The organism is Andreprevotia sp. IGB-42 (assembly GCF_009848685.1).
GTDB lineage: Bacteria > Pseudomonadota > Gammaproteobacteria > Burkholderiales > Chitinibacteraceae > Andreprevotia.
In genome coordinates this window covers 18,680-44,961 of the sequence record NZ_WXTX01000006.1, presented here as the reverse complement: position 1 = coordinate 44,961, position 26,282 = coordinate 18,680, and the positions used below count along the sequence as shown (strand labels likewise).

Genomic DNA, 26,282 nt, shown 5'->3' with positions numbered 1-26,282 from the left:
TGGCCGGACTGATGTCCGGCTCATTACATCAAAGGAAGATCACGAATGTCCGTCCGCATGGCTGCCACCGGCAACCGCTTGCTTGCCGTCCTGATTACCACCACGCTGATCCTCAGCCCGCTGGCAGAAGCCAAACGGCTGGGCGGCGGCCGTTCCACCGGCTCGCAGCGCTCAATGCCCCGCAACGCAGCACCGGCACAACAACAAGCCGCGCCCGCACCGCAGCAGGCACCCGCCCAGCAGCCACAAAAAAGTGGCGTGGGTACCGCATTGGCCGGCGCAGCTGCCGGTGCTGCCGTGGGCGGTGTTGCCGGATACATGATGGGCAAATCGGCCAACGCATCCGGCGCCGCACAAGGTGAATCGAGCTTCCCGTGGGGCTGGATGCTGCTGCTGGGCGCGCTGACCATTGGCGGTGTGATGTGGATGCGCCGCCGCAACGCACAACAGCCGCAGGCTGGTGGCTATGCACATGCGGTCCCTGCTGGCGCTGCCAACTGGCAAAGCAACCAGCCGCCGCAAGCCAACCGGGTGTTCCGCATGGGCGAAGGCGCCACCAGCGCTGCAGCCCCGGTGGCAGTGAGCAATGGCCGCCTGCCGGATGGTACCGAATCGGCCGCCTTCCTGCGCCAGGCCCGTGCCAGCTTCCTGCACATGCAGGCCATGAACAGCCCGGAGCAACTGGAGGAGCTGCGCAAGTACCTGACCCCGGCACTGTTCGAAGAACTGAAGGCGGATATCGGCGGCAACCAGGATCTGGCCGAATTCCCCGAGCTGAATGTGGAGCTGGCTGATACAGGCACCGATAACGGCCAGCTGTATGCCAGCGCACGCTTCCGCGGCCGCGTGAGCGAATCGCTGAATGCGCCGGCAGTACCGTTTGAAGAAGTGTGGCACTTCGTCAAACCACGTGCCGATGACCCGCGCTGGTTGCTGGCAGGCATCCAGCAATCCTGATCATACTGTTTGAAACAATACGGCCCGTACGCAATACGCGACGGGCCGTTTTTTCGCTTACAATCCAAACACTGACAATTTACATTGACGCCAAGGCCATGCAGAAAGCACCAGCACTTTTATTCCGCTGTATTGCCCCCATATTGGCTGTGTTCGTACTCAGTGGCTGTGATCAGGTCATGGAGATCATGAACAAGCAGAAAGCCAATGGCAAAGCCATCGGCGCTGCCTGCCGCCATAGCGGCCGCGCGCTGGAAGATTGCTATCGGCGCAACCCGCGCATAGCCAAGGCGGATATTTTTGCTGGCTGGAAGGAAATGAACGAATACATGCTGCAGAAAAAGATCGATGTGGTGCCGCCACCCGCAGATCAGCCTGCAGATGCAAGCAATAACAAACAACCGGCTGCCAATATTGCCTCGGCGGCGGACAACGCCGACGAAGGCACGGACGATGCATCCACGGCGCCGGAAAAAACAGACAAGCCCGCGCACGGCACGGAATAACAACATCTAAAGGACACATGCTGCATGGAAGCACAAGCAACCAAAACCTTCCTTACCGGCCTGCCGGTATTCGAAGACTTCTCTTCCGAAGACTTGGACGTCATCCTTGAAGCGGCCATCCGCCGCCAGTTGCCCAAGGGCTCTTTCCTGTTTCGCGAAAGCGATCCGGGCGAAGCCATGTACCTGTTGCTGGAAGGACGCACACGCTCTTTCGCCAGTGACAACCAGGGCAAGGAATTCGTTTTCCTGATCGGCGAGCCGGGTGATGTATTCGGCGAACTGTCGCTGATCGACGATGAGCCACGTGGCTGGTCGGTGCAGGTGGACGAAGACTCTACCTTCCTGATGTTCAACAAGGCTGATTTCCACACTGCGATGAACGCCTACCCTGCCCTCAAGGACAAGGTCATCCTCAACCTGGCGCGCATGGTGCGGCAATTGTCGCTGACAGTGAAAAACCTGGCGCTGCTGGATGTATACGGCCGCGTGCGTGCGTTGTTCGAGAGCATCTGCGTGGAGCATGAAGATCACTGGATCATCAGCGAATCGCTCACCCAGCAAGCCATTGCCGACCGCGTGGGTTCCTCGCGCGAGATGATTGCCCGCATCCTGAAGGAACTGGTATTCGGCGGCTATGTAAAGCTGGAAAACAAGCAGATCATCATCCTGCAGAAGCTGCCTGAACGTTTCTGATTTCAGGCAAGCGGCACGACCATTCCCGCCCCGGCCTGTCAGCCTGGGCGGGATTTTCACACCTGGATCACCTCAAGATCACGACGCAATGGCGGCTATACCGCCCATTTCGTAAGTTAGTCATTCCAGCACTGGCCGCCCGCGCGCTATACTCCTGTTTTACCAGCAATATTTCTTTACAATGCCCGCGCCCCTAGACCAAGCACTCGCCCTGCTCACCGCCGGCGAGCTTGTCGGCATCCCCACCGAAACCGTTTACGGCCTGGCCGCAGATGCCAGCAACCCTGCGGCAGTGGCGAAAATTTTCGCCCTGAAAGGCCGGCCCGCTGACCACCCGGTGATCGTGCACATTGCCGGCAGCGCCCAGCTCAGCGCATGGGCCATGGATATCCCCGCTGCCGCGTGGCAATTGGCCGAAGCGTTCTGGCCTGGCCCGCTCACGCTGATCCTGAAACGCCTGCCACACGTACCGGATGCCGTAACCGGCGGGCAGAATACCGTGGGCTTGCGCGCGCCGGCACATCCGCTCACCCAAGAACTGCTGCAACGTTTTGGCGGCGGCCTGGCCGCACCATCAGCCAACCGCTTTGGCCATGTCAGCCCCACTACGGCGCAACATGTGATCGACGAATTCGGTGACGGCCTGGCGCTGGTGCTGGACGGCGGGCCATGCGATGTGGGTGTCGAATCCACCATCGTCAGCCTGATCGATGGCACCCCCAAGCTGCTGCGGCCGGGCGGCATAGCGCGCGAAGAGATCGAAGCGCTGTTGGGTATCAAGCTGGAGCATCACAGCAAGGCCAGCACTGCGGGTGTAAGGGCATCCGGTTTACTGGATAGCCATTACTCCCCACGTACGCCGCTGATTACCGGAAAACTGCCGGATTTGCTGACAGCCATGCTGGAAAAACAGCAGAACGGTAAGAAAGTGGTATTACTGTTTCACGGCATCTGGCCCGATCATTACCCGGATCTGCCACGCCAACAACTGCCTGATGACCCGGTTGACTACGCCCGACAGCTGTACGCTACCTTGCGTCGGTTTGACCGCCTGGGTTTTGATGAATTGTTGCTGGAAGCCGCACCGCAGGCTGCGGAGTGGCTGGCGATCCAGGACCGCGTAACGCGCGCCGCGCATGGAAAAATTGCAGACTAGCCGGTATGCAACACCGGCTTACCGGCTGTCCGGCGGTTTCTACCGTTCCTCGAAACCCGGCTAACTGGTATTGCCCAACCCCGCCAAGCCCCCTACCATCAGCCCGTCCAGAGAGGTTACAGCATGTATAAGCATTCACTGAATAACAAGAAAGTGGCCGGGTTTACGTTGATTGAGCTGCTGATCACGGTGGCAATCGTGGGAATTCTGGCAGCCATCGCTATTCCGGCCTACCAGAGCTATGTGAAGAAAAGCAGGCGGAGTGACGCGTTTGTCTTGCTGAACCAGATCCAGCAAGCGCAAGAAAAACTTCGTGCCAATGCAACCAGCTATACCGCTACGGTTGCCGACTTGGGTCTCACCGGAAATTGCAACAGCAATGCGGGGGTAAAATCTTCCAATGGCTATTATTGTGTGACGCTGTCTGGGCAGACAGCGACTGCATACGTGGCAACCGCGGTAGCGCTTGACTCCCAAGACAAAGATGTTAGTGCATGCCGGACATTACGTCTGGTTGTCAGCAACGCAAATAGCAATATCTATGACGATGCGTCTGGCACGAACAAAACATGCGTGAGCAAATGATGGAATACAAGAATAATCTTGCGGGTTTCACGCTTGTGGAACTCATGATTACGGTTGCAATAATTTCGATTGCGATCGCAATTGCAGCGCCAAACCTGTTGAGCTTTGTTTCCGCCACTCGTACAAAAGGCGTTGCAGAAAACCTCGCTCAAGACTTGATTCTGGCACGCAACGAGGCTATCCGCCTAAACCAAACAGTCAGACTCGATGTACGTAGCAGTTGCTATGGATTCTCGAACAAGGCAACCAGTTGTAATTGCACCGTAACAGATACAAGTGCAAGTAATTATTGCGATTTAAAACGGGTCGGCGATTGGCCAGGAATCACTTTATTGGCAGACACCGGTCAATTCAACGCCATCATGTTTGATGCCTCACGCGGGTTGCCGCTTAATACGTCGGGCACGCTGACGTCAGCGCAGAATCTGAGCATTAGTAATGCAAACAATAAAGCCATTTTGAAAATGAATATCATTGGCAATGTATGCATTAGCTCACCTGCCGGCAGCACAAAAATGCGAGGCTATCCGGATGCTTGCTAAAATATCACGACCCCGATCAGGTCCAATTCGCCAAGCAGGCGTTTCTCTGATAGAAATAATGATCGCCCTGGCCTTGGGCTTGCTTATTATCGGAGCAGCTTTTTCGTATTTTCTAAGCACACTGACAACCAGCAAATCCATGCTCGCGCAAAGCAAGTTGCAACAGGATATCAGAAGCACCGCGGTATTGATCCAGCGCGATTTGCGCCGGGCGGGATATGCGCCCCCTGGAAACTCCAATCAAGCGGTGGTGAGTACGCTATGGATAGGCAAAGCAACTGCCTCAGCAACCAATAATAACTGCGTAATTTATCGCTACGTCAATGAACAAGGCAATTTGCGAAACAGCGGATTTATCTTGAACGCCGATGGAAAGCTGTATATGAAAACAGCCGGGGCAGACAATACATGTCAGGTTAGTGCCAATTGGACTGAAGTTACATCGGCAACGAATGTGCAAGTGACCAATTTTTCAGTTGTAGAAACAACGGGGAACAGACCCAGTCTATCAATCAGCATAACGGGGCAACTCAAAAATGACCCCACTGTTTCGCTCCCCTTGAACTTACGTATTGTGTTGCAAAACGCGCCAATCGTAAGCGCTGCCACCACCGGGACATGAGTATGGCTAAAAATTTCAGTGCCACACCAGCACAACAGCAAGGCGCAGTCACTATATTCATAGCGGTGATCATGCTTGTCATACTTGGCCTGATGACGCTGTATACCAATAGATCCGTTATTACAGAACAACGATCCACTGCCAATGAATACAAGCAGGCCTTGGCGATGGAAGCAGCACAATCCGGGCTTTCCCAGTTCATGGGACAAATCAATACAGCGACCAACTGGCAGACATTTTTTACTGTGAGTGGCACCACATGGACGCTAAAAAGCAGCTATCAAAACACCCTGAACAACAAGGGGTATTTGAATTCAACAGATAATATTTATGCGAATGATTTCTCTCAACCCTGGAAATCAGCAATCGATGAAAATCTAGCTGCACCGGTCAATGCTGCGGCAACACCTGTACCGGGCATAGCGCAAAGTTACAATGTGTATCTTGCAACAACCAGTTCTCCAAATACCTTTGCAATCGTATCCAAAGGATGTGCTGACAATTGCAATTATGCGCAAGCTTTTGTAATTTCCAATTTCACTATTGGTCAGGGAGCCATTTGCCCACTCGATATTAATGGTAGTTTGACTGCTGTAAACAATACAAGTATTACAGCACAAACAGTTGGTGTTCCTGGCTATACATGTGGGATATCTGTCGGATCGGCATCCGGTACATTGGGGCATGTAATTGGTTGTGTAAGCAGCGGATGTTCGCCCGGTGCAAGCGACAATTACGACCCACCCTATCTTGAAACAGGCACGATAGGCAAGGCAGCTCATTTTCAGAAATACTTTGGCACCACACAAACAAATATCATGAATCAAATGGAAGCCGGAAGTAAGGCAAGCACGAAAACGGCTTGCTTTATCAATGGCAATGCAACTCAGGTCGAATTGGCTGCCTGCACTGCCGCCGGTCTGAGTCAGATATATGTAACAGGCAATGTAAACATCACTGCAGCCACGGCAAACTTTGGCTTCGGATTCCCAAATGGTGTCACTTTGGTGATAGGAGGGGATCTGAACTTAGCGAATAATACGTTTATGATGTATGGTTTTTCCTACATTGTAGGAAATGCGACCAGTAGCTTTGGCGGCAGTTTCAATGTGCAAGGTACCATTGCGTTTGGCGGCAATGTTGGAGCCAATGTTTCGCTGGGGGTTTACTCAAGCGTTCAATATTCACGCGTTCCTACTGGCGCGGGTGTTAGCTCCAACCTAACCGTTGGAACCTGGAGAGATTTTTGATGCAGCCATTTGTCCAACAGAAACAAGAAGGATTTTCACTTCTTGAGGTGCTGATTGCGGTTGTTATTCTATCTGTCGGGCTTCTTGCATTGGCCGGATTCAATGGAAACCTCTACAGAAATGTGAGATATAGTTCCGATCGTGCCAAAGCGATGGCAAGCGCTCAGCAATTTATTGACAATGCTCGTGCACAGGACATCAGCACCTTGACCACTGGTGCTGACTCCGGCAATTGCACTAGCACAGGCCCGCATAGAGAGTGGACGGTTAGTCCTGTTACGGGAGCAGATAACACCAGACTTTTATCCATGTATGTGTGCTGGACCGATTCTACAAATCAGCTTCAACAGTTGGCGTTGACCACAAAAATAGTCAATGCCCAGTTAGCCGGTGCCGCCACACCTACTGCGGTGCCCACAAGTGCCCCTAGCCCTACACCTGTACCTGTATGTACCGCCCCACAGTACGTAAAAGGCAGCGCTTATTCCGATGGCGATACTGTAAAAAATGGGGGCAGGCAATATGTGTGCAAAGTGGGTGTGTGGTGCAAGATGAACGAGAGCCAATACTACACACCTGGGACTGGTTCTGCGTGGCAGCAAGCCTGGACGGACATAGGCAGTTGTTGATCATACAAAGTTCATCCCTGCGCGTTTTGAATGCGCTAAGATAAGCGGCACAAAAAACAAGAGGGCATAGTGCCCTCTTGTTTTTCTTTTACTCGCTGTTCTGATCGAGATCTGCCATGCGCTTTTACTTCCCCATCGTCATCATCGATGAAGACTTCCGCTCCGAGAACACCAGTGGTTCCGGCATCCGTGAACTGGCCGCGGCGATCGAGGCCGAGGGCATGGATGTCATCGGTTACACCAGCTACGGTGATCTGACCTCGTTTGCGCAACAGCAAAGCCGTGCGGCGGGGTTCATCCTGTCGATCGACGATGAAGAGTTCGGTGGCGGTTCGCCGGCGGAAACCAAGGATGCGCTGACCAGCTTGCGCACCTTCGTGGCGGAAATCCGCCGCCGTAATCCGGACATCCCCATCTACCTGTATGGTGAAACGCGTACCGCGCGCCATATCCCCAATGATGTGCTGCGCGAGCTGCATGGCTTCATCCACATGCATGAAGACACGCCCGAATTCGTGGCGCGCCACATCATCCGTGAATCCAAGAGCTACCTCGATACCCTGGCGCCGCCGTTCTTCCGTGCGCTGGTGAACTACGCGCAGGATGGTTCGTACTCGTGGCACTGCCCGGGGCATTCGGGTGGCGTGGCCTTCCTGAAATCGCCAGTCGGCCAGATGTTCCATCAGTTTTTTGGCGAGAACATGCTGCGCGCCGACGTCTGCAACTCGGTGGACGAACTGGGCCAGTTGCTGGACCACACCGGCCCGGTGGCAGCCAGCGAGCGCAATGCGGCACGCATTTTCAATGCCGATCACCTGTATTTCGTCACCAATGGTACCTCTACCTCGAACAAGATCGTCTGGCACTCCACCGTGGCGCCGGGCGATATCGTGGTGGTGGACCGCAATTGCCACAAATCCATCCTGCACGCGATCATGATGACCGGCGCGGTACCGATTTTCCTGTCACCCACGCGCAACCACTACGGCATTATCGGGCCGATTCCGCGCAGCGAGTTCGAGCCGGAGAGCATCCGCAGGAAGATGCTGGCCAACCCGTTCTGCCGCGAAAAGCTGGAAGCCAATCCGGATGTGAAGCCGCGCGTGCTGACCATCACGCAGTCCACCTACGACGGCATCATGTATAACGTCGAGGAAATCAAGAACCTGCTCGACGGCAAGATCGAAACGCTGCATTTCGATGAAGCCTGGCTACCGCATGCGGCCTTCCACGACTTCTATGGTGATTACCACGCCATTGGCGAAGGCCGCGCTCGCTGCCAGGAATCGATGGTGTTCTCCACCCAGTCCACGCACAAATTGCTGGCCGGCCTGTCGCAGGCGTCGCAGATCCTGGTGCAGGATGCGGAAGAGAACAAGCTCGACCGCGATATCTTCAACGAAGCGTATCTGATGCATACGTCCACCAGCCCGCAGTACGCCATCATCGCCAGTTGCGATGTGGCTGCAGCCATGATGGAAGCGCCGGGCGGCACCGCACTGGTGGAAGAATCCCTGACCGAAGCGCTGGATTTCCGCCGCGCCATGCGCAAGGTGGATGAAGAATACGGTAACGACTGGTGGTTCAAGGTATGGGGCCCGGATGACCTGACCGATGAAGGCCTGGATCACCGCGATGCCTGGATGCTGAAGGCCGGCGAAAACTGGCATGGCTTCGGCGACATTGCCGAAGGCTTCAACCTGCTGGACCCGATCAAGGCCACCATCCTTACCCCGGGCCTGAACGTGCAGGGTGAATTCGATGCCACCGGCATCCCTGCGGCCATCGTCTCGAAGTACCTGGCCGAGCATGGCGTGGTGATCGAAAAAACCGGCCTGTATTCGTTCTTCATCATGTTCACCATCGGCATCACCAAGGGCCGCTGGAACACCATGCTGACTGCGCTGCAGCAGTTCAAGGATGATTACGACAAGAATGCGCCGCTGTGGCGCATCCTGCCGGAATTCATTGCACAATTCCCGCAGTACGAGCGCATCGGCCTGGCCGACCTGTGCCGGCAGATCCACGACATCTACAAGCGCAACAACGTGGCGCGCCTGACCACGGAAATGTATCTGTCCGATCTGGTGCCGGCCATGAAGCCCGCCAAGGCGTTTGCCAAGATGGCGCACCGCGAGATCGAACGTGTGCCGCTGGACGAGCTGGAAGGCCGTGTCACCGCGGTGATGCTGACGCCCTACCCGCCCGGCATTCCGTTGCTGATCCCGGGCGAGGTCTTCAACAAGACCATCGTGGATTACCTGAAGTTTGCACGCGAATTCAACCGCAGCTTCCCTGGCTTCGAGACCTATATCCATGGTCTGGTGGCAGAGAAGGAAGATCGCGAAACGCGTTACTTCGTTGATTGCGTAAACGAATAAGCGTTTAACCCTACGCCAGGAACGGCCGCCTTGTGCGGCCGTTTTTTATTAGCGTGCCCTTATTTTAGGCGTTATGATGGCATTCTTACCAACGCCGTCGAAAGCATGAAGCTTACAACGTGAGCAACTGGGAATCCGCGCTGCAGCATGCGCAGGCCACTGATAGCGCCAACAGGAAGAATGCCCGCAGCGCGCTGGCTGCCGCGCGCGAACGGCGCCTGTCCGCGCAACAGGCCGGCGACGAGCTGGCAGAAGCACGGGCGCTGCTGGACGAGGCGCGCAGCCATTGGGAAATCAATCAGTTCGAGCAATCGCTGCGCCGTGCGCGCAGCGCATTGCGTCTGCTGGAAAGCCACGGCCACAGCGTGGACACCGCACGCGCCTGGCAACAGATTGCCACCGCGTTACTGGCGCAAGGAAAGCTGACAAAATCCTTGCAGGCATGGTTGAAAAGCTTGGCTATCGCCGGGGAGCAGAACCTGTTCCCGCAACTGTGCGAGAGTTACCTGGGCATCGGCAACATGTTCCTGATCGAAGGTGCCCCGGTCAGGGCCGAACTGGCGTTCCGCTATGCCTATGACCTGAGCGAAGACGCCGCGCACGATGAATACATCTGCAAGAGCGGCCTTTACCTGTTATCCGCGCTCACCGCACTGGGCTGGCATGAACAGGCCTGGCGCATCCTGCACCGGCTGCAACCGCTGCTGCAGGCCCACCCGGCCTGGAGTTCCTCCAGCCATTGCGATTACCGGCTATACCTTGCCACCTGCCAGATTGCCGGGCAACAGCTGGATGAAGCCGAAGCCACGCTGGCAGACGCAGTACGCATCTGCCGCAAAGGCGGGCTGCTGTGGGGGCACACCCGTGCCTGCGAGCTGCAGGGCCGCTTGCGCATCGCCCAGGAACGCCATGCCGCAGCCGTTGCGCCGCTGGCCGAGGCCATCAGCATGGCCAGCTATTTCGACAACGGCTACTTGCTGCAGAATCTTTACCTCAGCCTCAGCGACGTCAAGGCGGTGCTGGGTGACCATGCCGGCGCGCTAGCGGCGCACGAGCTGTTTCACGAAGCACGCCTGCGCCTGCTACGCGATGCACAGGAGCGCAGCCGGATTCTGGATTCCACGCTGGCACGCCGTGTGGAAATGGAATTGCACCTGCACAAGATGCGTCAGGAACGCAGCAAACTGGTGCTGCCCGATCAGGCCAGTGAAACCTGTGACCCGCTGACGGGTTTCAGCTGGCATCGCCAGCATGGCAAGCCCTGGCCGCTGCGTGGCGCCAGGTTATCGGCCATGGTGCTGGTGGTGGTACGCAACCTGTGGGAAATCAACCTGCAGCTGCAACCCATGGAAGGAGACCGGCTGCTGCAAATGCTGGGCAAGCTGCTACAGCAGCATTTTTCCGCTGCAGAGGGCATCCGCTTTGGCGGTTCGGTACTGGCGGTCTTGATGGATGACGCTGCGCTCGCGCATGCGCCAGCCTTTGCAGCTGCGGCACAGCAGGCACCGGCCATGCTGGGCTGGCCGGACAGCGCACCGCCTGCGGTGCTCACGCTGGCATGGGGCAGCGCGCAGGCCGGTGAAGGCCCGGAAGCGCAATTGCGCCGCCTGCTGATCGAAGCCAGGGAGCCGCGCGCATGAGCCTCGACATCCTCAGCGCGCTGCTCAACCGGGAGGAACTGGCCACAGCGCGCGAATGCGCGTTGATCGAGGCCAGAACCGCCAATGCACTGGGCAAGCTGGCGCTGGCGAACGAGGCCTTGCTGGTCGCCGCCATCTCGCTGGGCCGGCAGGGGCAGATTGCCGAATCGCTGGGCGAACTGGAGCGCCTGATTCCGCGGGCACGACGCCTCAAGCAGCACGATGTCCTGCTGCAGGCGCTGAATGAGGCTGGCGGCCACCATTTGCTGCTGGGCCGCATCAACGCCGCGATGCGGCGCTGGATCAGCTGCCTGGAAGTGGCGCTGGATAACGGCGATGATGGCATGCTGGTCAAAGCGCACCTGGGCATCGGCAAGGTGTACTTTGGCGCGCAGGATTATGCCAATGCACTGCAATACCACCTGCGCTCGCTCGATTACGCACAGGCAGTGCAGGCATCGGCAACGCTGGGGGCCATTTACGTGTGCCTGGCCAACGACTACCTGAACCTGGATCTGCCGAACGAGGCATTGGCCAGCCTGCATCTGGGGCAACGCAATCTGGCCAATCAGGGCCACACGCAACTGGAAGCCGAATGCCGGCTGTACCAGGCCACCGCGCAGATCCGCCTGGGCAACCTGGACGATGCACAGCAATCACTGACCGAAGCGCGGCAACTGATCCGCGAGAGCCGCCATCACTGGAGCGAATTCCATACCGCGCTGACGCAGGCAGCGCTGGATCACGCCATGCAGTTGCCGCAATCGGGCCTGCGCCAGCTGGAAATCGCCCGGAAACTTGCCTACGAGCTGCAATCTGGCGCGCTGATCGAAAAAGCCGAGTACGCGCTTTACCTGCACCACAAGCAGGAAGGCCATTTCGACAAGGCGCTCGACAGCCATCGCAGCTACCACGCCGCCGTGGAGCGCAACCTGCGCAGCCTGCAGGAAACGCAACTGCTCGGCTCCACGCTGCGCCAGGCCAAACGGCTGGAAACCCGCTTGCACCTGCGGCAAAGCGATCAGGAAAACCTGGCGCTGCAGGCGCGCCTGCGCCATCACCAGGCAGTGCTGTCCACGCTCAGCCGCGAGGTGGAAACCGATGCGCTCACCGGCGTGGCCAACCGCCGTGCGCTGGAATCGCAGCTTGACCAGCTTGCCGCGCAAGCCGGCATCGGCTTTTCAGTGCTGATGCTCGATATCGATCATTTCAAGGCCATCAACGACAGCCACGGCCACGCGGTGGGGGACCGGGTGCTGGCACAGATCGGCCAATTGCTGCGTGAAAGCTGCCGCAACGGTGAGACCATCGCCCGCTACGGTGGCGAGGAGTTCTGCGTGCTGCTGCCGGGTATCGAAGGGGCTGCAGCCACCGCGATTGCCGAGCGGATACGCCGCCGCGTGGCCGGTCATGGCTGGGCGGAAGTCGCCCCGCGCCTGGCGGTTACCACCAGTGTGGGCTGCGCATCCGCACATGGCGATGAAGGCGCGCGCGGGGTATTGGCCCGCGCCGATGCACTGCTCTACCGGGCCAAGAAGCAGGGGCGTAACCGTGTATGCGATGACCCCGGTGGCGATTTCCTGCTGATCTGATACTCAGCTTGGGTGCGCCAGCGGCTGGCAGATGGCATCAGTTCACCCAAGTGGCCGCCAGCTCCTTACAATGATGGGTCCAGTACTGATTCCGGTTGTGCACGCCGTATGGATTACTTTCCGCTTTTCCTCAAACTGCAAGGCCAGCGCTGCTTGCTGGCAGGCGGCGGTGAAATCGCCGCCCGCAAGGCACGGCTGCTGTTGCAGGCCGGTGCCAGCATGACCGTGGTTGCGCCGGAGCTCAATGCCGAACTGGCCGTCTGGCGGGATGCAGGGCAGCTGCAACACCTGGCTGCGCACTATGCAGCCAGCCAGCTTGATGGCCAGCGGCTGGTGATCGCGGCCACCGATGATGCCGGCGTGAACGCACAGATCTTCGCCGATTGCGAAGCCCGCAACATTCTCGTCAACGCGGTGGATAGCCCGGAGCATTGCCGCTTCATCGTGCCTGCCATTGTCGACCGCTCGCCCGTGGTGGTGGCGATTTCCAGCGGCGGCAATGCGCCGGTGCTGGCGCGTATCCTCAAGGCGCGGCTGGAAACGCTGCTGCCCAGCGGGCTGGGGGCGCTGGCCAGCCTGGCCGGCAAACTGCGGGCAACCGTGAAAGCCCGCCTTGCCGACGAAGCCGCCCGCCGCCGCTTCTGGGAAACCGCGCTGGATGGCCCGGCCGCCGAGCAGGCCATGGCGGGCGACATTACCAGCGCCGAAGCCATGCTGCACACGCAACTGGCGCAGGCCGATGCGGCGGCCAGCACCGGCGCGGTCTATCTGGTGGGTGCTGGGCCAGGCAACCCGGACCTGCTGACCTTCCGCGCGCTGCACCTGATGCAGAAAAGCGACGTGGTGCTGTACGACAACCTGGTATCGCCGCAGATACTGGCGCTGGTACGGCGCGATGCGGAGCGCATCTACGTGGGCAAGAAAGCCAATAACCATGCGCTGCCGCAGGAAGACATCAACCGGCTGCTGGTGCGGCTGGCGCAAGAAGGTAAACGGGTATTGCGGCTGAAAGGCGGTGATCCGTTCATCTTTGGCCGGGGTGGCGAGGAAATCGAAGAACTGGCTTCAGCCGGGATCATTTTCGAAGTGGTACCCGGCATCACCTCGGCTTCGGGCGCGTCATGCTACGCAGGCATCCCGCTTACGCACCGCGACTATGCACAATCGGTCACTTTCGTGACCGGGCATCGCCGTGCAGACCAGATCGAACTCGATTGGCCGCGCCTCGTCAGCCCGTCCGAAACCGTGGTGATCTACATGGGCGTGGCGCAGGCACCTTCCATCTGCGCACAGCTGATCGCGCACGGCCGTGCCGCCACCACGCCGGTAGCGATTGTCGAGCGTGCCACCTGGCCAGACCAACGCACCTTGCTGGGCACGCTGGAGACGCTACCCGGCCTGATCGCGCAGCACACCATCAAGCCGCCGGCACTGATCATCGTCGGGGAAGTGGTACAGCTGCATGAGCGGCTGGCCTGGCGGTAACACGCGTTCCTGGCGCAAGCCCGGCCACCCACAGCAAAAGAAAAAACGCCCTGACGGGCGTTTTTTCTTGCACGGGGTATGCCTCAGTAAGACAACACGCCCGGCCAGGTACTGCTGTTTACCGTCTTGGGATAACCGGCATCGGCTTTATCACTGCTGATGTTGTAGCGGATATAGCTGCCATCGTTCAGGAAGAAGTATGCCTTGGTGTCGTTCCACTTCACTGCGGCACGGATTTTCGTTGCGTAGTTGCCCACGCCCGGCCAGCTGCTGTTGTTCACCGCCTTGGGGTAACCGGCATCGGCATGATCCGCAGTCAGGCTGTAGCGGATATAACGGCCATCACGCAGGAAGAACTGCACCTTGTCGCCGGTCCAGCGCAGCGTGGCAACGATCTGCGTGGCATAGCTACCCAGGCCCGGCCACGTGCTGTCGTTGATGGGCTTGGGGTAACCCGCCTCCACCTTGTCGTTGGTCTTGTCGTAGCGCAGGTAGGTACCGTCGGCCAGGAACAGGTAGGCAGTGGATGCATCCTTGCTGAAACCACCCACCAGCTTGCTGGCATACGGGGTAAGGCCCGGCCAGTTGCCTTCGGTCACCGCTTGCGGGTAACCACTCTCTGCCCTGTCCAGCACGTTGTTGTAACGCACATAGCTGCCGTCGGTCAGGAAGAAATACGAGCGGGTGGTGTCCCAGTCCAGCGTGCTCTGGATCTCGTTGCGGTTAAGGCGCAGCGAAACCGGCGTGCCGTTGACAGAGAGTGTGTAGTCAACCACCCCCTTCGGCGCTGCGCTATCCAGGAAGCCCTGCTGCAATGCCGGCACGCTGGCCAGCGGCTCGCCGTTGCGGCTGATGTCGATCATGCCAACGGCATCGGCAAACCAGTTGAAACTGTACTGGCCGCCCTGCGCCGGCAACAGCTTGCGCACCGCTACCGCGCCGGTCAACGGCGCCCCATCCAGCTTCCAGTCCGCCCGGGGCTCGATGCCCAGGTGGCGCAACACCGTCGGCGCAATCCAGGTTTGTGCCGCATAGCCATACAGGCCGGAGAAATCCTGGTTGCTGACGTTGACGATACGCTGGCTGAACTCGGCATTCATCGCCTTGCTGCTGGCAATGAAAGTGGTTTTTTCCGATTGCGTCTGGTTGCCATGGTTGTAGCCCAGCAGCGGGTCACGGCCATGATCGGTGGTCACCAGCACCAGCCAGTCGTCGCCATTGGCAGCCTGCCGTGCCTGCACCGCGTTGAGCATCTGCCCAAGGCGGGCATCCGCGGCACGCAGCGCGCTGTCGTAGGCGGAACCGAAGCCGCTGGCATGGCCTGCTTCATCGACATCATCGAGGTGGGCAAAGACAAAGTCGGCTGGCGTGGTGTTCACCAGTTCGACCACCTTGTCTGCCACGGCCTGGTCTGCAAGGTTGCTGGCGTTGAAATTGTTGCCGGCCACGTCATTGGTGAAAAACTGGTTATTGATGCTGCCCCAGTGCGTGACGCTGGCGATATAGGCATTGGGCCGTGCATCGCGGATGCGCTTGAACAGGCTGGGATAACGCGCATCGGCCAGGCCGGAATCATTGCTGGTTACCGTGTGCTTGCTGGTCCATACCCCCGTGAGGATGGTGGCCCAGCCCGGCCCGCTGACAGTAGCCTGCTGCGATGCGGCGCCGTTGATCCCGCCGGTATATGAACGGGTGATCTGCAGCCGGTTGATATTGGGCAGGCTCAGTGCCTGCATTTTTTCGTACTGCGCGCCGTCCATGCCGACGAGCAATACCTTGGGTGCTGCCATTGCCAGAACGCTCGTACCGAGCAGTTGCAGAGCAAGCAGTCCTTTGGACAACATCGATCTCATTTCCCTACTCCCGGGTGGTCTAAACATTCGCATCTATTGATGCAGCGCGGAGGTTAGCAGCGGGAAATTGCCGGCCGGTGATGCTTTTATGGCACTTTGGCGAGTTGCGGATGACAGCAGGTAACACAGGATCCCGGGAACGCAGGCAATGCTCACCTTCGGAATCCACATTGCAGCGCACCCTGCAGTAAATGATGATGGATGTGACGACGCTGACAGGCACGGGGATTGCAACGGTCTATAACGGTACGGCGTTACAGCATGTAGGCAAGCCGCTTTGTGGTTAAAACCGTACATGCCCCGCATACAAGACAATTTGATGACCGCCCCCGGAAGCTTTCAGCCTATAGTTAGGCTGTAAGTTATTGAGACCGCCATGTCCTTCCCGCGCCTGCTCCGTTTTTCGACGCTGTTCCTGACCCTGCTCACGGTCACGTTGCTCGTCTGGCACCAGTACGGCATGAATCGCGTGCTGCGCATTGATGGCAGTAGCCCGTACAAGATGGAAGCGGTGGATGACCGGCTGACCGGTGGCGGTTCCAGGGCCTCGCTCAAGCGGGTCGGCACCCGGTTGCACGTGGAATGCCAGCTCAGCGACAAGTATGAATGGCCATTCTGCGAGCTGGGCATCCCGCTGACCAAGCCGCAGAACGGGCTGGATTTCTCCGATTTCGATCACGTCACCCTCAAGGTGGCTTATCAGGGGCCAGGCAGCCGCCAATTGCGCTTCTTCATCCGCAACTTTGATCCGGCATACTCCAAGCCGGCGGCGAATGAGACCTGGAAAATCAACGAAGTCACATTCAGTCCCAAGCCGGGCGGCGAAGTGATCGAAATACCGCTCAAGAGCTTTACCGTCACCAGTTGGTGGATCGCCAACAACCATATTCCGCTGGCGCATATCGCGGTGGACATGCGCCACGTGCCGCTGATCCAGTTTTCTACCTCCGGTTTCAAGGAGCCGGGCCTGCATGTGATCGATATCGATTACATCGAATTCCACGGCAAATGGCTGAGCCGAGAAATGCTGGCGCTGATCCTGGTGGGGCTGTGGGTATCGTTTGCGATCCTGGCATTGCTGCTCGATCTGCAATTGCTGCAACGCAAACTGCAGCGCAGCCGGCTGCGCGAGAACACGCTGCACGCGCTGACCGAGGCACTGCAGCTGGAAAACCGCAAGATCGGCGACATGGCACGGCGCGATCCGCTGACCGGCGTGCGCAATCGCGCCGGCGTGCTGGACGAACTGTTCCGCGAATCGGAACTCGCGCGCAACAGCGAGCGGCAACTGGCGATGGTGTACGCGGATATCGACCACTTCAAGCGCGTCAACGACGAACACGGCCATGACGTGGGCGACGACGTGCTCAAGCAGTTTGCGCAAGAGCTGGGCAGCCATATCCGCACCGGTGATTACCTGGTGCGCTGGGGCGGCGAGGAATTCGTGATGTTCTTCCCCAATACCGCGCTGCTCGCCGCCAGCCAACTGGCGGAAAAAATGCGCCGCCACGTAGAGACGGTTACCTGGCCGTCGGGGCTGCGTATCACCTGCAGTTTTGGCGTTACCGTGCTGGGTAACGAGCCGGTGGCCGATTTCATCAAGCGCGCGGACGAGGCGTTGTATGAAGCCAAGGGCAATGGCCGCAACTGCGTGGTAACGCGCGAAGCTCCGCTACCGGCAAGGGCAGCCGTCAAGGCCTGATGCATGGGCCGCCGTGCCCACTGACACAATGGCTTGCATTGCTTGAAATGCCATGAAAAACACCCATTTACAGTGCAAAGCAACTGTTTATGGAGTGTTCCAAACCATGCGTTTCGACAAGCTCACCACCAAATTCCAAGCGGCCCTTGCCGATGCCCAAAGCTTGGCCATTGCCAACGATGCCGGCTTCATCGAACCCACGCACCTGCTGCTGGCGCTGCTGAACGACAGCGATTCGGGCACCGGCTCGCTGCTGGCGCGTGCCGGCGTGCACGTAGACCGGCTGAAAACCGCGCTGGCACAGAAAATCGAGCACTCGCCCAAGGTAGCCGGCAACGAAGGCGACGTTTCCGTCGGCAAGGATCTGGCCAAGCTGCTGAACCTGACCGACAAGGCTGCCATGCAGCGGGGCGACCAGTTCATTTCCACCGATCTTTTCCTGCTGGCGCTGGCTGATGACAAATCGGATGCCGGCCGCCTGCTCAAGGAGTACGGCGGCAACAAGACGGCCATCACCGCCGCCATCGATGCGGTACGTGGCAGTGATACCGTCAACGATGCCAACGCCGAGCAACAGCGCGAAGCGTTGAGCAAGTACACCATCGACCTGACCGAGCGCGCACGCGCCGGCAAGCTGGACCCGGTGATTGGCCGCGACGATGAAATCCGCCGCGCCATCCAGGTACTGCAGCGCCGCACCAAGAACAACCCGGTGCTGATCGGCGAGCCCGGTGTGGGCAAGACCGCCATCGTGGAAGGGCTGGCGCAGCGCATCATCAATGGCGAAGTGCCCGAATCGCTCAAGCACAAACGTGTGCTGACGCTGGATCTGGCCGCCTTGCTGGCCGGCGCCAAATACCGCGGCGAATTCGAAGAACGCCTGAAAGCCGTACTGAACGACATTGCCAAGGATGAAGGCAATACCATCATCTTCATCGATGAAATCCACACCATGGTGGGCGCGGGCAAGGCCGAAGGCGCAATGGATGCCGGCAATATGCTCAAGCCGGCACTATCGCGCGGCGAGCTGCATTGCATCGGCGCCACCACGCTGGACGAGTACCGCAAGTACATCGAGAAGGATGCCGCGCTGGAGCGCCGCTTCCAGAAAGTGCTGGTAGATGAGCCATCGGTGGAAAGCACCATTGCCATCCTGCGCGGGCTGCAGGAAAAGTATGAAATCCACCACGGCGTGGAGATCACCGACCCGGCCATCGTGGCCGCGGCCGAGCTGTCGCACCGCTATATCACCGACCGCTTCCTGCCGGACAAGGCCATCGACCTGATCGACGAAGCCGCAGCCAAGATCAAGATGGAAATCGATTCCAAGCCGGAATCGATGGACAAGCTCGAGCGGCGGCTGATCCAGCTCAAGATCGAACGTGAGGCGGTCAAGCGCGAGAAAGACCCGGCATCCAAAAAGCGCTTCGGCCTGATTGAAGACGAAATCGCCGTGCTGGAGAAGGAATACAATGACCTTGAGGAAGTGTGGAAGGCCGAGAAAGCCGCCGTGCTGGGTAGCCAGGCCATCCGCGAGGAAATCGAGCAGGTGAAGCAGGCGATGGAAGCGGCGCAGCGGCGCGGCGAATGGGACAAGGCCAGCGAGCTGCAATATGGCCAGTTGCCCGACCTGGAAGCCAAGCTGAAAGCAGCTGAAGCCTCCGAGGCGGGCAGCAATGCCAAGCCACGGCTGCTGCGCACGCATGTGGGCGCAGAGGAAATTGCCGAGGTGGTCAGCCGTTCCACAGGCATTCCGGTTGCCAGGATGATGCAGGGCGAGCGCGAAAAACTGCTGCACATGGAAGAGGCGCTGCATCAACGCGTGGTGGGGCAGGATGAAGCGATCCGGCTGGTTTCGGACGCGATCCGCCGTTCGCGTTCCGGTCTGGGTGACCCGAACCGGCCGTATGGTTCCTTCCTTTTCCTGGGGCCGACCGGCGTGGGTAAAACCGAGCTGACCAAGACCTTGGCGCAGTTCCTGTTCGATTCGGACGAGCACCTGATCCGCATCGACATGAGCGAATTCATGGAAAAACACTCGGTGGCGCGGCTGATTGGCGCCCCGCCCGGCTACGTGGGCTACGAAGAAGGGGGTTACCTGACCGAGGCAGTGCGCCGCAAGCCGTATAGCGTGATCCTGCTGGATGAAGTGGAGAAAGCGCACCCGGACGTGTTCAACGTGCTGCTGCAGGTGCTGGACGATGGCCGCCTGACCGATGGCCAAGGGCGCACGGTGGATTTCAAGAACACCGTGGTGGTGATGACGTCCAACCTGGGTTCGCAGCAGATCCAGGCGATGGCGGACAGCGATTACCAGTTGGTGAAGCTGGCGGTGCTGGCCGAGGTGAAAACCCACTTCCGGCCCGAATTCGTCAACCGCATCGACGAGATCGTGGTGTTCCACGCGCTGGCGCAAGACCAGATCCGCGGTATTGCGCGTATCCAGTTGCAGCGACTGCAGCAACGGTTGGCGCAGATGGAAATCACGCTGAACGTCAGCGATGCTGCGCTGGACCTGATCTCCGAAGCGGGTTTCGATCCGGTGTATGGCGCGCGACCATTGAAGCGAGCGATCCAGAGCGAGATCGAAAACCCGCTGGCCAAGCGGTTGCTGGCTGGCGAATTCGGCCCCAAGGATGTGCTGGGCGTGGATGCCACCAACGGGCACCTGGTGTTCAACGCACTGGGCAAGCAGCCCGAAGCGGCAAGCTGAACATCGACAGCCGGTTGATTGGCAGCAAAGAAACGGCCCGGTTCAAACCGGGCCGTTTTTTCATGCCTGCTATGCCTTACCCTTTACCACCGGACATTTACCACTGGCGATCAGGCCCTTGGTGAACGCACTTCCCAAGTCTGGATCTTGTCATCGCTGAAACCACAGTGGAAAACCTGTGCTTCGGCGCTTTTGCCCTTGCTGCTGACTTCACCGTCGAAAGAAACCTTGGTGGCCACCTTTTTGCTGATGCGGTCGCTGAATGCCTTGTCCCAGCTTTCGACCTTGGCGGCCTTCAACTGATCATCGCTGGCCGAGATGGCGGTGTAATGGGTGCGCTTGGGAACACGCTGCTGCAGCTTTTCATAGCAACGCGCCACCAGCGGATCGACTGTACCGGCAGGCGCTGCGGCATCTTCAGCCCATGCAGATGTAGTGAGGGATACAAAAGCCAGGCACAGTGCAAATCGAATCATAAGGATATCCTCATAAGGTACCTTACAAGAATTAGCCATGCCATGCGCAATATCAAGTCGACTTTGCGGCCCCAAGTAGCCAGGCCGCATGCACAGGCAGAAAAAACAACAGTTCCGCCATCAAGCGCACCACCGTTGTCAGCATCAAGCTTGCTGCGAGCAACACCTGCACCACCGGCGACATCCAGGCGCTATAGTAGCGATCATCTCCCCCTCGCCATCTGCCCATGACCCTGCCGCTGCTTGCCATCGATACGCTGAGCGTGTTTTACCCCGGCCAGCCACGGGCTGCGGTAGAAGCCATTTCGTTGCAGCTCCAGGCGGGTGAAACGCTGGCACTGGTGGGGGCGTCAGGCTCCGGCAAAAGCGTGACCGCGCGGGCCATCCTGCAGCTGGATACGGATGCACGCTATACCGGCGCCATCATACTGGAAGGCAAGGATTTGCTGCAAATGGGCGAGCGGCAAATGCGTGCGGTACGGGGCGCGCAGGTTGGCATGGTGTTCCAGGAGCCGCTGTCTGCACTGAACCCGGTACTGAACATCCGCGCGCAGATCGCCGAGGTATTGCAGCAGCACCGCAGCCTGGCAGGCCAGGCAATACAGGATGAACTGCAGGCGCTGCTGGTGCAGGTGGGGCTGGGTGACAGCGAGCGCGTGCTGGGCGCGTTTCCGCATCAATTGTCGGGCGGCCAGCGGCAGCGGGTACTGATTGCAATGGCACTGGCTGGCCGGCCGCGGCTGCTGATCGCCGATGAACCCACCACCGCGCTGGATGCCCATCTGCGCCGGCAAATTCTCGACCTGCTGAAGAAGCTGGCTGCAGACGCCGGCATGGGTTTGCTGCTGATTTCGCATGATCTGAATCTGGTACGTGGTTTTGCCGACCGGGTGGCGGTGATGGAAGCGGGCCGCATCGTGGAAACCGGCAACACTGCAGCGCTGTTTGCAACACCGCAACACCCATACACGCAGGCATTGCTGGCGGCGCGGCAATTGCGTGTTGCTGCTGCGGCGCCACCGGGCGATACGCCGCTGGCCCTCGCTGCCACCGGCATGCAGTGCAGCTATCAGCGCAATCATGGCTGGTTCAAGCCCAGCACACGCTTTACCGCGCTGGCGCCGCTGGATATACAGCTGCGGCGTGGTGAAACCGTGGGGGTGGTCGGCGAATCAGGCTCGGGCAAAACCACGCTGGGCATGACGCTGCTGCGCTTGCAGCGCGAAGCCAGCGGGCAGATCACCCTTGGTGCAGACACGCCTGCCGCCGCATTGCGGCTGGATACGCTGAGCGGCAAGGCGCTGCGTCGTGCACGCCGGCGCATGCAGATCGTGCTGCAAGACCCGTTTGCATCACTGTCACCACGCATGACGGTGGAAGAAATCGTTGGCGAGGGTTTGCAAATCCATGCGCCGGAGCTTGATGCCGCCGCGCGCCGGCAGGCGGTACTGGCCGCGCTGGCAGAAGTAGGACTGGACGAACAGGTGTTGCACCGCTACCCGCACACGTTCTCTGGCGGGCAGCGCCAGCGCATCGCCATTGCCCGGGCGCTGGTACTCAAGCCCGATGTGCTGGTGCTGGACGAACCCACCTCGGCGCTGGATGCCCATATCGGTGCGCAGATCCTGGCCTTGCTGGCGCGCTTGCAGCGTGAACATGGCATCGCCTACCTGCTGATCACGCATGACCTGAGCGTGATCCGGGCGCTGGCGCACCGCGTGCTGGTGCTCAAGGATGGCCAACTGATGGAGAGCGCAGAGGTGACCGAGCTGTTTGCCAAGCCGCAGCATGCTTATACGCAGGCATTGCTCGCTGCCGATTAGGGGCGCAACAGCATAGCGCTCTCCTGAACACTGGTCTTGATCCGGATCAATGTATGAAAGGAAAGACTGCTTGGCAGTATCCCCAGTAGAGCGGGCCGCCGGGGTAGCGCGACAATATCTCGCTACACTGGAGTAGCCCATGCGCCGCAACGAGCCCATCAGCCAGCGTGAGGTCGCCGTCGACCCCGAGCGCCCCATCGTCAGCAAGACCAATCTCAAGGGCCAGTTGGTGTATGCCAACCCGGCCTTTGTTGCCATCAGCGGCTTTACCCGCAGCGAGCTGGAGGGCCAGCCGCACAATATCGTCCGCCACCCCGATATGCCGGCAGCAGCGTTCGAAGACCTGTGGCGCACCATCAAGGCCGGCCAACCATGGCGCGGGCTGGTAAAGAACCGCTGCAAGAACGGTGATCACTACTGGGTGGAAGCGTTTGTGACACCGCTGAGCGAAAACGGCCAGCACAGTGGCTACATGTCGGTACGCAATACCCCTGCGCGCCAGCAGGTCAGCGATGCCGAAACGCTGTACAAGGCAATCAGTGCCGGGCAGGCCAGCTTTCCCGCCACCCGCTGGCCCAGCCAGTTGGCACTGCAATGGCGGCTGGCCCTGCTGGTGGGGTCGCTGGTATTGCTCAGCGTGCTGTCATCCGCCCTGCCCGGCCCGCTGGCCTGGGCAGCCAGCGGCGTAGCCGCATTGCTGGCGCTGGCGGGCTGGCAATGGGTACGCGCCAGCTGGACCGCACCGTTGCAGGAGGCAGGCAATGCGTTTGCCAAGCTGGCGGAAGGCAATTTCCGCTTCAGCGTGCAGACCAATGCCCCGGCGGAATTTGCCAAACTGTTGCTGCAACTGGAAAGCATGCGCATCAACCTGCGGGCGGTGATTGCCGATGTGGTTTCGGCCGCCGATCAGGTGGGGGAGCGCGCCAATGAACTGGCCAGCAAATCGGGCACGCTGTCCGATCGTGCACATGTGCAATCGGATGGCGTAGCCAGCATGGCCGCCGCACTGAAAGAGCTGACGGTATCGGTACGGGAAATCCACGATTCGACGCGCCAGAGCGTGCGCCATGCCGACAATGCCAAGGTGCTTACCAAGCGCGGCAATACCGAAATGGCCGCCGCGCAGACCGCAACGCACGATGTGCTGGCCGTCGTCGACAGCGCCCGGGATACGCTGCAGCAGCTGGAAAGCGCGGTAGGCGAAATCAACAGCGTCACGCTGACCATCAAGGAAATTGCCGAGCAGACCAACCTGCTGGCGCTCAATGCCGCCATCGAGGCAGCACGTGCCGGAGAGACCGGCCGTGGCTTCGCCGTAGTGGCCGATGAGGTACGCAAGCTGGCAGAGCGCACGCGCATCAGCACCGGCACCATCACGACCACCATCGCCGCCGTTTCCAGCCGCACGCATGCGGCGCTTGCCAGCATGCAGCACGCGGTCAGCGCGGTGGAACATGGCACCGGCCTGATCGACCACTGCAACAGCACGCTGCAGGAGATCAACCAGGCAAGCATTGGCGTGAACCAGGCAGCACGGGATATTTCCGCGATGCTGGATCAGCAATCGCATGCCGCCAACGATGTGGCATCCAGCATGGAACGCATGAGCGTGCTGACCGAACAGAATGCCGGCACGATCAGCGAAGTGGGCGGCGCAGCCGCCGATCTGGCGGAGGTATCGCGTGATCTGCACCAGCTGGTGCGGCAGTTCGAGAAATCCATCTAGCCCCATCGCCGTGCCGTGCATTCCGTCGCCGCTGCAAGCAGCCCGTCGCACCACGCTGCGCGCTTGCCGCGGCAACACCATACTGGCTGACAAGCGCTTGCTGCCCTGATGGCAGCATGGCACGCTCCCGGTATATGGACCCCTCGTTGATGCACAAAACTGCCCTGCAAATCCTGCCTTGCGGCCGTACCCTGAAAGACTTGGGCCTGCTGCTGCTGGTCAACAACCTGATCGCGCTCATCCTGACCGCATCAGATGGCCGCATGCCGCTGTGGCAATACCTGATCATCTGCAATGCGGTGGGCTTCTCCATCGATCTGATCGGGCATGGGCTCAAATGGCTGGCGCGTGGGCGGCTGCCCAACTATGTGCATTTCCTGGTGGCCACCCCGCTGGGCATGCTGTGTGGTTTCAAGTTTGCTACCTTGCTGGGTACGGCCGATGTGGTCAGCTTTGGTCTGACCAACTTTTCCACCTCCGGGCGCTGGGTATTGTTGAGCGTGGTGTTGCTGGCTTTTGCAGCATCCGGTTTCTTCTACGTGTATCACCGCGGGGTTGAAGCACGCATCGCGCTGGAAACCGAACGCCGCCAGCGCGCCGAGGCCGAAGAGGCGCAGGCCACTGCCCAGCTGGGTTTGCTGCAGGCGCAAATCGAGCCGCATTTCCTGTTCAACACGCTGGCCAATGTGCAAAGCCTGATCGAGCGCAACCCGACCGCCGCGCGCGCCATGCTGGAGCAACTGAACCGCTATCTGCGCGCCAGCCTTACCCGTACCCGCCAGCCTACCAATACACTGGCCGAGGAGCTGCAACTGGTGAGCGCCTTGCTGGAAATTGCCCGCATGCGCCTGGGCGAACGGCTGAGCTACCGCATCGATCTGCCGCAATCGCTGCATACCGTATTGCTGCCACCGCTGTTGCTGCAACCGCTGGTGGAAAACGCACTGGAACACGGCATCGAGCCGGCAGTGGCCGGCGGTGAAATCCTCATCGAAGGGCACGAGCAAGACGGCATGCTGGTCCTGCGCGTGCACGATAGCGGCTTGGGGCTGTGCGAGAACGCCAGTGGCGATGGCGTGGGCCTTGCCAATATCCGCGCGCGGCTGCACCGGCTCTACGGCGCAGCCGGGCGACTGGCACTGTACGCGAATGCACCGTCCGGCGTGATTGCCGAACTGATCCTGCCCTGCCGCAGCCATTGAGAGAACGCATGCCTACCGCCTTGATCGCCGATGACGAACCGCTGCTGCTGGAAGAAATCGGCAGCCAGCTTGGCATGCTGTGGCCGGAACTCGAAATCATCTGCCGGGCCAGGCATGGCGCCGAAGCGCTTGCAGCGCTGAACCGCGAGCAACCTGATTACGCCTTTCTGGATATCCGCATGCCGGGCCTGACCGGGCTGGACGTGGCCAAAAATGCCCCCGCACATACCCGCATCGTGTTCGTGACCGCCTACGATGCCTATGCGCTGGCCGCGTTCGACGCCGCCGCAGTCGACTACCTGCTCAAGCCGCTGGAACCTGGCAGGCTGGCTGCCTGCATCGCCAAGCTGCAGCGCAACAGCACAAGCCAGCCCAACTGGCAGACAGCGCTGCAGCAGGCAGAGCAACCCGCAACAGGCAAAACGCTGGACTGGCTGACCGTGGGCCTTGCCGATACCACACGGCTGGTTGCCATCGACGAGGTGATCTACTTCGAAGCCAGCGACAAATACACCGAAGTGGTGACCTTGCACGAACGCCATCTGATGCGCACGTCGCTCAAGACCCTGCTGCCACAGTTACCGGCTGGCCGGTTTGCACAGATCCACCGCAGCGTGATCGTGAGCCTGCCCGCCGTTGATCGCATCGAGCGCGACCTGCTGGGCCGGCTGCGGCTATACCTGCGTGTGCGCGATGAAGCCTTCGTGATCAGCCGCAGCTACGCCGGGCAGTTCAAGCAGATGTGACGA

At 59.6% G+C, this 26,282-nt stretch carries 21 protein-coding genes; 19 read left to right on the top strand and 2 right to left on the bottom strand.

All coding sequences use genetic code 11. The features are described 5' to 3' along the window. Positions 1-45 precede the first annotated feature (45 nt). From IGB42_RS10640 to cysG, 13 genes are all read left to right on the top strand, one after another. The gene (locus tag IGB42_RS10640; RefSeq protein WP_236822545.1) at positions 46-957 is read left to right on the top strand and encodes a Tim44 domain-containing protein; all 912 of its coding nucleotides are present in this window, start codon (positions 46-48) and stop codon (positions 955-957) included. Positions 958-1,145: 188 nt separating this feature from the next. Continuing rightward, on the top strand, positions 1,146-1,463 hold the full coding sequence (locus IGB42_RS10635; RefSeq protein WP_201799901.1) for a hypothetical protein: 318 nt from the start codon (positions 1,146-1,148) through the stop codon (positions 1,461-1,463). Positions 1,464-1,487: 24 nt separating this feature from the next. After that, positions 1,488-2,156, top strand: coding sequence for a Crp/Fnr family transcriptional regulator (locus tag IGB42_RS10630; RefSeq protein ID WP_159671270.1), 669 nt, complete (start codon positions 1,488-1,490; stop codon positions 2,154-2,156). A 181-nt stretch (positions 2,157-2,337) separates the two neighbouring features. Then, entirely contained in the window at positions 2,338-3,312 is a 975-nt protein-coding gene (locus tag IGB42_RS10625) for an L-threonylcarbamoyladenylate synthase (RefSeq protein ID WP_159671267.1), read from the top strand. A gap of 123 nt (positions 3,313-3,435) precedes the next feature. Beyond that, a complete protein-coding gene (locus tag IGB42_RS10620) occupies positions 3,436-3,897 on the top strand; it encodes a type IV pilin protein (RefSeq protein WP_159671264.1) in 462 nt (153 codons plus the stop codon). Next, entirely contained in the window at positions 3,882-4,439 is a 558-nt protein-coding gene (locus IGB42_RS10615) for a GspH/FimT family pseudopilin (protein WP_159671744.1), read from the top strand. Before IGB42_RS10620 ends, IGB42_RS10615 begins: the two co-directional genes overlap by 16 nt. Further along, positions 4,378-5,061 (top strand): PilW family protein, encoded by a 684-nt coding sequence (locus IGB42_RS10610; RefSeq protein ID WP_374705049.1) that lies wholly within the window; start codon positions 4,378-4,380, stop codon positions 5,059-5,061. Before IGB42_RS10615 ends, IGB42_RS10610 begins: the two co-directional genes overlap by 62 nt. 2 nt (positions 5,062-5,063) lie before the next feature. Beyond that, a complete protein-coding gene (locus IGB42_RS10605; RefSeq protein WP_159671258.1) occupies positions 5,064-6,311 on the top strand; it encodes a hypothetical protein in 1,248 nt (415 codons plus the stop codon). Further along, positions 6,311-6,940 (top strand): prepilin-type N-terminal cleavage/methylation domain-containing protein, encoded by a 630-nt coding sequence (locus IGB42_RS10600; protein ID WP_159671255.1) that lies wholly within the window; start codon positions 6,311-6,313, stop codon positions 6,938-6,940. The genes IGB42_RS10605 and IGB42_RS10600 overlap by 1 nt, the downstream gene beginning before the upstream one ends. Positions 6,941-7,056: 116 nt before the next feature. Next, positions 7,057-9,321 carry an arginine/lysine/ornithine decarboxylase gene (locus IGB42_RS10595; protein WP_159671252.1) on the top strand — a complete coding sequence of 755 codons (2,265 nt, stop codon included), beginning with the start codon at positions 7,057-7,059 and terminating at the stop codon, positions 9,319-9,321. Positions 9,322-9,440: 119 nt separating this feature from the next. Continuing rightward, positions 9,441-10,961 (top strand): hypothetical protein, encoded by a 1,521-nt coding sequence (locus IGB42_RS10590; RefSeq protein ID WP_159671249.1) that lies wholly within the window; start codon positions 9,441-9,443, stop codon positions 10,959-10,961. Continuing rightward, positions 10,958-12,553: a diguanylate cyclase gene (locus IGB42_RS10585; protein ID WP_159671246.1), complete on the top strand. Its 1,596-nt coding sequence runs from the start codon at positions 10,958-10,960 to the stop codon at positions 12,551-12,553. The genes IGB42_RS10590 and IGB42_RS10585 overlap by 4 nt, the downstream gene beginning before the upstream one ends. Before the next feature lie 108 nt (positions 12,554-12,661). Further along, on the top strand, positions 12,662-14,038 hold the full coding sequence (cysG, locus tag IGB42_RS10580; protein ID WP_159671243.1) for a siroheme synthase CysG: 1,377 nt from the start codon (positions 12,662-12,664) through the stop codon (positions 14,036-14,038). Positions 14,039-14,121: 83 nt separating this feature from the next. On the opposite strand, the gene IGB42_RS10575 is transcribed toward cysG, so the two are convergent. Further along, complete coding sequence (locus tag IGB42_RS10575) at positions 14,122-15,828, bottom strand: alkaline phosphatase family protein (RefSeq protein WP_201799900.1); 1,707 nt, start codon at positions 15,826-15,828, stop codon at positions 14,122-14,124. Positions 15,829-16,267: 439 nt separating this feature from the next. Between IGB42_RS10575 and IGB42_RS10570 the strand changes: the two genes are divergently transcribed. Together IGB42_RS10570 and clpB are read left to right on the top strand one after the other, a co-directional pair. Beyond that, positions 16,268-17,593 carry a GGDEF domain-containing protein gene (locus IGB42_RS10570; protein ID WP_159671237.1) on the top strand — a complete coding sequence of 442 codons (1,326 nt, stop codon included), beginning with the start codon at positions 16,268-16,270 and terminating at the stop codon, positions 17,591-17,593. Positions 17,594-17,699: 106 nt separating this feature from the next. Beyond that, positions 17,700-20,306, top strand: coding sequence for an ATP-dependent chaperone ClpB (gene clpB / locus IGB42_RS10565; RefSeq protein WP_159671234.1), 2,607 nt, complete (start codon positions 17,700-17,702; stop codon positions 20,304-20,306). Between the two features lie 110 nt (positions 20,307-20,416). On the opposite strand, the gene IGB42_RS10560 is transcribed toward clpB, so the two are convergent. Beyond that, positions 20,417-20,782 (bottom strand): BspC domain-containing protein, encoded by a 366-nt coding sequence (locus IGB42_RS10560; protein WP_159671231.1) that lies wholly within the window; start codon positions 20,780-20,782, stop codon positions 20,417-20,419. 227 nt (positions 20,783-21,009) lie between these two features. Between IGB42_RS10560 and IGB42_RS10555 the strand changes: the two genes are divergently transcribed. From IGB42_RS10555 to IGB42_RS10540, 4 genes are all read left to right on the top strand, one after another. After that, entirely contained in the window at positions 21,010-22,605 is a 1,596-nt protein-coding gene (locus tag IGB42_RS10555) for an ABC transporter ATP-binding protein (protein WP_159671227.1), read from the top strand. A 139-nt stretch (positions 22,606-22,744) separates the two neighbouring features. Continuing rightward, positions 22,745-24,331 (top strand): PAS domain-containing methyl-accepting chemotaxis protein, encoded by a 1,587-nt coding sequence (locus IGB42_RS10550; protein ID WP_159671223.1) that lies wholly within the window; start codon positions 22,745-22,747, stop codon positions 24,329-24,331. Between the two features lie 149 nt (positions 24,332-24,480). Next, positions 24,481-25,533 (top strand): sensor histidine kinase, encoded by a 1,053-nt coding sequence (locus IGB42_RS10545; RefSeq protein WP_159671220.1) that lies wholly within the window; start codon positions 24,481-24,483, stop codon positions 25,531-25,533. Between the two features lie 8 nt (positions 25,534-25,541). Next, positions 25,542-26,279 (top strand): LytTR family DNA-binding domain-containing protein, encoded by a 738-nt coding sequence (locus tag IGB42_RS10540; RefSeq protein ID WP_159671217.1) that lies wholly within the window; start codon positions 25,542-25,544, stop codon positions 26,277-26,279. The last annotated feature ends 3 nt before the right edge of the window (positions 26,280-26,282 follow it).

What these genes read in the sequence shown, in the direction of transcription:
- IGB42_RS10545 (WP_159671220.1), top strand. Translation starts at nt 24,481, where the DNA reads ATGCACAAAACTGCCCTGCAAATCCTGCCTTGCGGCCGTACCCTGAAA.
- IGB42_RS10600 (WP_159671255.1), top strand. Translation starts at nt 6,311, where the DNA reads ATGCAGCCATTTGTCCAACAGAAACAAGAAGGATTTTCACTTCTTGAG.
- IGB42_RS10615 (WP_159671744.1), top strand. Translation starts at nt 3,882, where the DNA reads ATGCGTGAGCAAATGATGGAATACAAGAATAATCTTGCGGGTTTCACG.
- IGB42_RS10550 (WP_159671223.1), top strand. Translation starts at nt 22,745, where the DNA reads ATGCGCCGCAACGAGCCCATCAGCCAGCGTGAGGTCGCCGTCGACCCC.
- IGB42_RS10620 (WP_159671264.1), top strand. Translation starts at nt 3,436, where the DNA reads ATGTATAAGCATTCACTGAATAACAAGAAAGTGGCCGGGTTTACGTTG.
- IGB42_RS10555 (WP_159671227.1), top strand. Translation starts at nt 21,010, where the DNA reads ATGACCCTGCCGCTGCTTGCCATCGATACGCTGAGCGTGTTTTACCCC.
- IGB42_RS10610 (WP_374705049.1), top strand. Translation starts at nt 4,378, where the DNA reads ATGTATGCATTAGCTCACCTGCCGGCAGCACAAAAATGCGAGGCTATC.
- IGB42_RS10630 (WP_159671270.1), top strand. Translation starts at nt 1,488, where the DNA reads ATGGAAGCACAAGCAACCAAAACCTTCCTTACCGGCCTGCCGGTATTC.
- cysG (WP_159671243.1), top strand. Translation starts at nt 12,662, where the DNA reads ATGGATTACTTTCCGCTTTTCCTCAAACTGCAAGGCCAGCGCTGCTTG.
- clpB (WP_159671234.1), top strand. Translation starts at nt 17,700, where the DNA reads ATGCGTTTCGACAAGCTCACCACCAAATTCCAAGCGGCCCTTGCCGAT.
- IGB42_RS10560 (WP_159671231.1), bottom strand. Translation starts at nt 20,782, where the DNA reads ATGATTCGATTTGCACTGTGCCTGGCTTTTGTATCCCTCACTACATCT.
- IGB42_RS10570 (WP_159671237.1), top strand. Translation starts at nt 16,268, where the DNA reads ATGTCCTTCCCGCGCCTGCTCCGTTTTTCGACGCTGTTCCTGACCCTG.
- IGB42_RS10540 (WP_159671217.1), top strand. Translation starts at nt 25,542, where the DNA reads ATGCCTACCGCCTTGATCGCCGATGACGAACCGCTGCTGCTGGAAGAA.
- IGB42_RS10585 (WP_159671246.1), top strand. Translation starts at nt 10,958, where the DNA reads ATGAGCCTCGACATCCTCAGCGCGCTGCTCAACCGGGAGGAACTGGCC.
- IGB42_RS10605 (WP_159671258.1), top strand. Translation starts at nt 5,064, where the DNA reads ATGGCTAAAAATTTCAGTGCCACACCAGCACAACAGCAAGGCGCAGTC.
- IGB42_RS10595 (WP_159671252.1), top strand. Translation starts at nt 7,057, where the DNA reads ATGCGCTTTTACTTCCCCATCGTCATCATCGATGAAGACTTCCGCTCC.
- IGB42_RS10575 (WP_201799900.1), bottom strand. Translation starts at nt 15,828, where the DNA reads ATGGCAGCACCCAAGGTATTGCTCGTCGGCATGGACGGCGCGCAGTAC.
- IGB42_RS10625 (WP_159671267.1), top strand. Translation starts at nt 2,338, where the DNA reads ATGCCCGCGCCCCTAGACCAAGCACTCGCCCTGCTCACCGCCGGCGAG.
- IGB42_RS10635 (WP_201799901.1), top strand. Translation starts at nt 1,146, where the DNA reads ATGAACAAGCAGAAAGCCAATGGCAAAGCCATCGGCGCTGCCTGCCGC.
- IGB42_RS10640 (WP_236822545.1), top strand. Translation starts at nt 46, where the DNA reads ATGTCCGTCCGCATGGCTGCCACCGGCAACCGCTTGCTTGCCGTCCTG.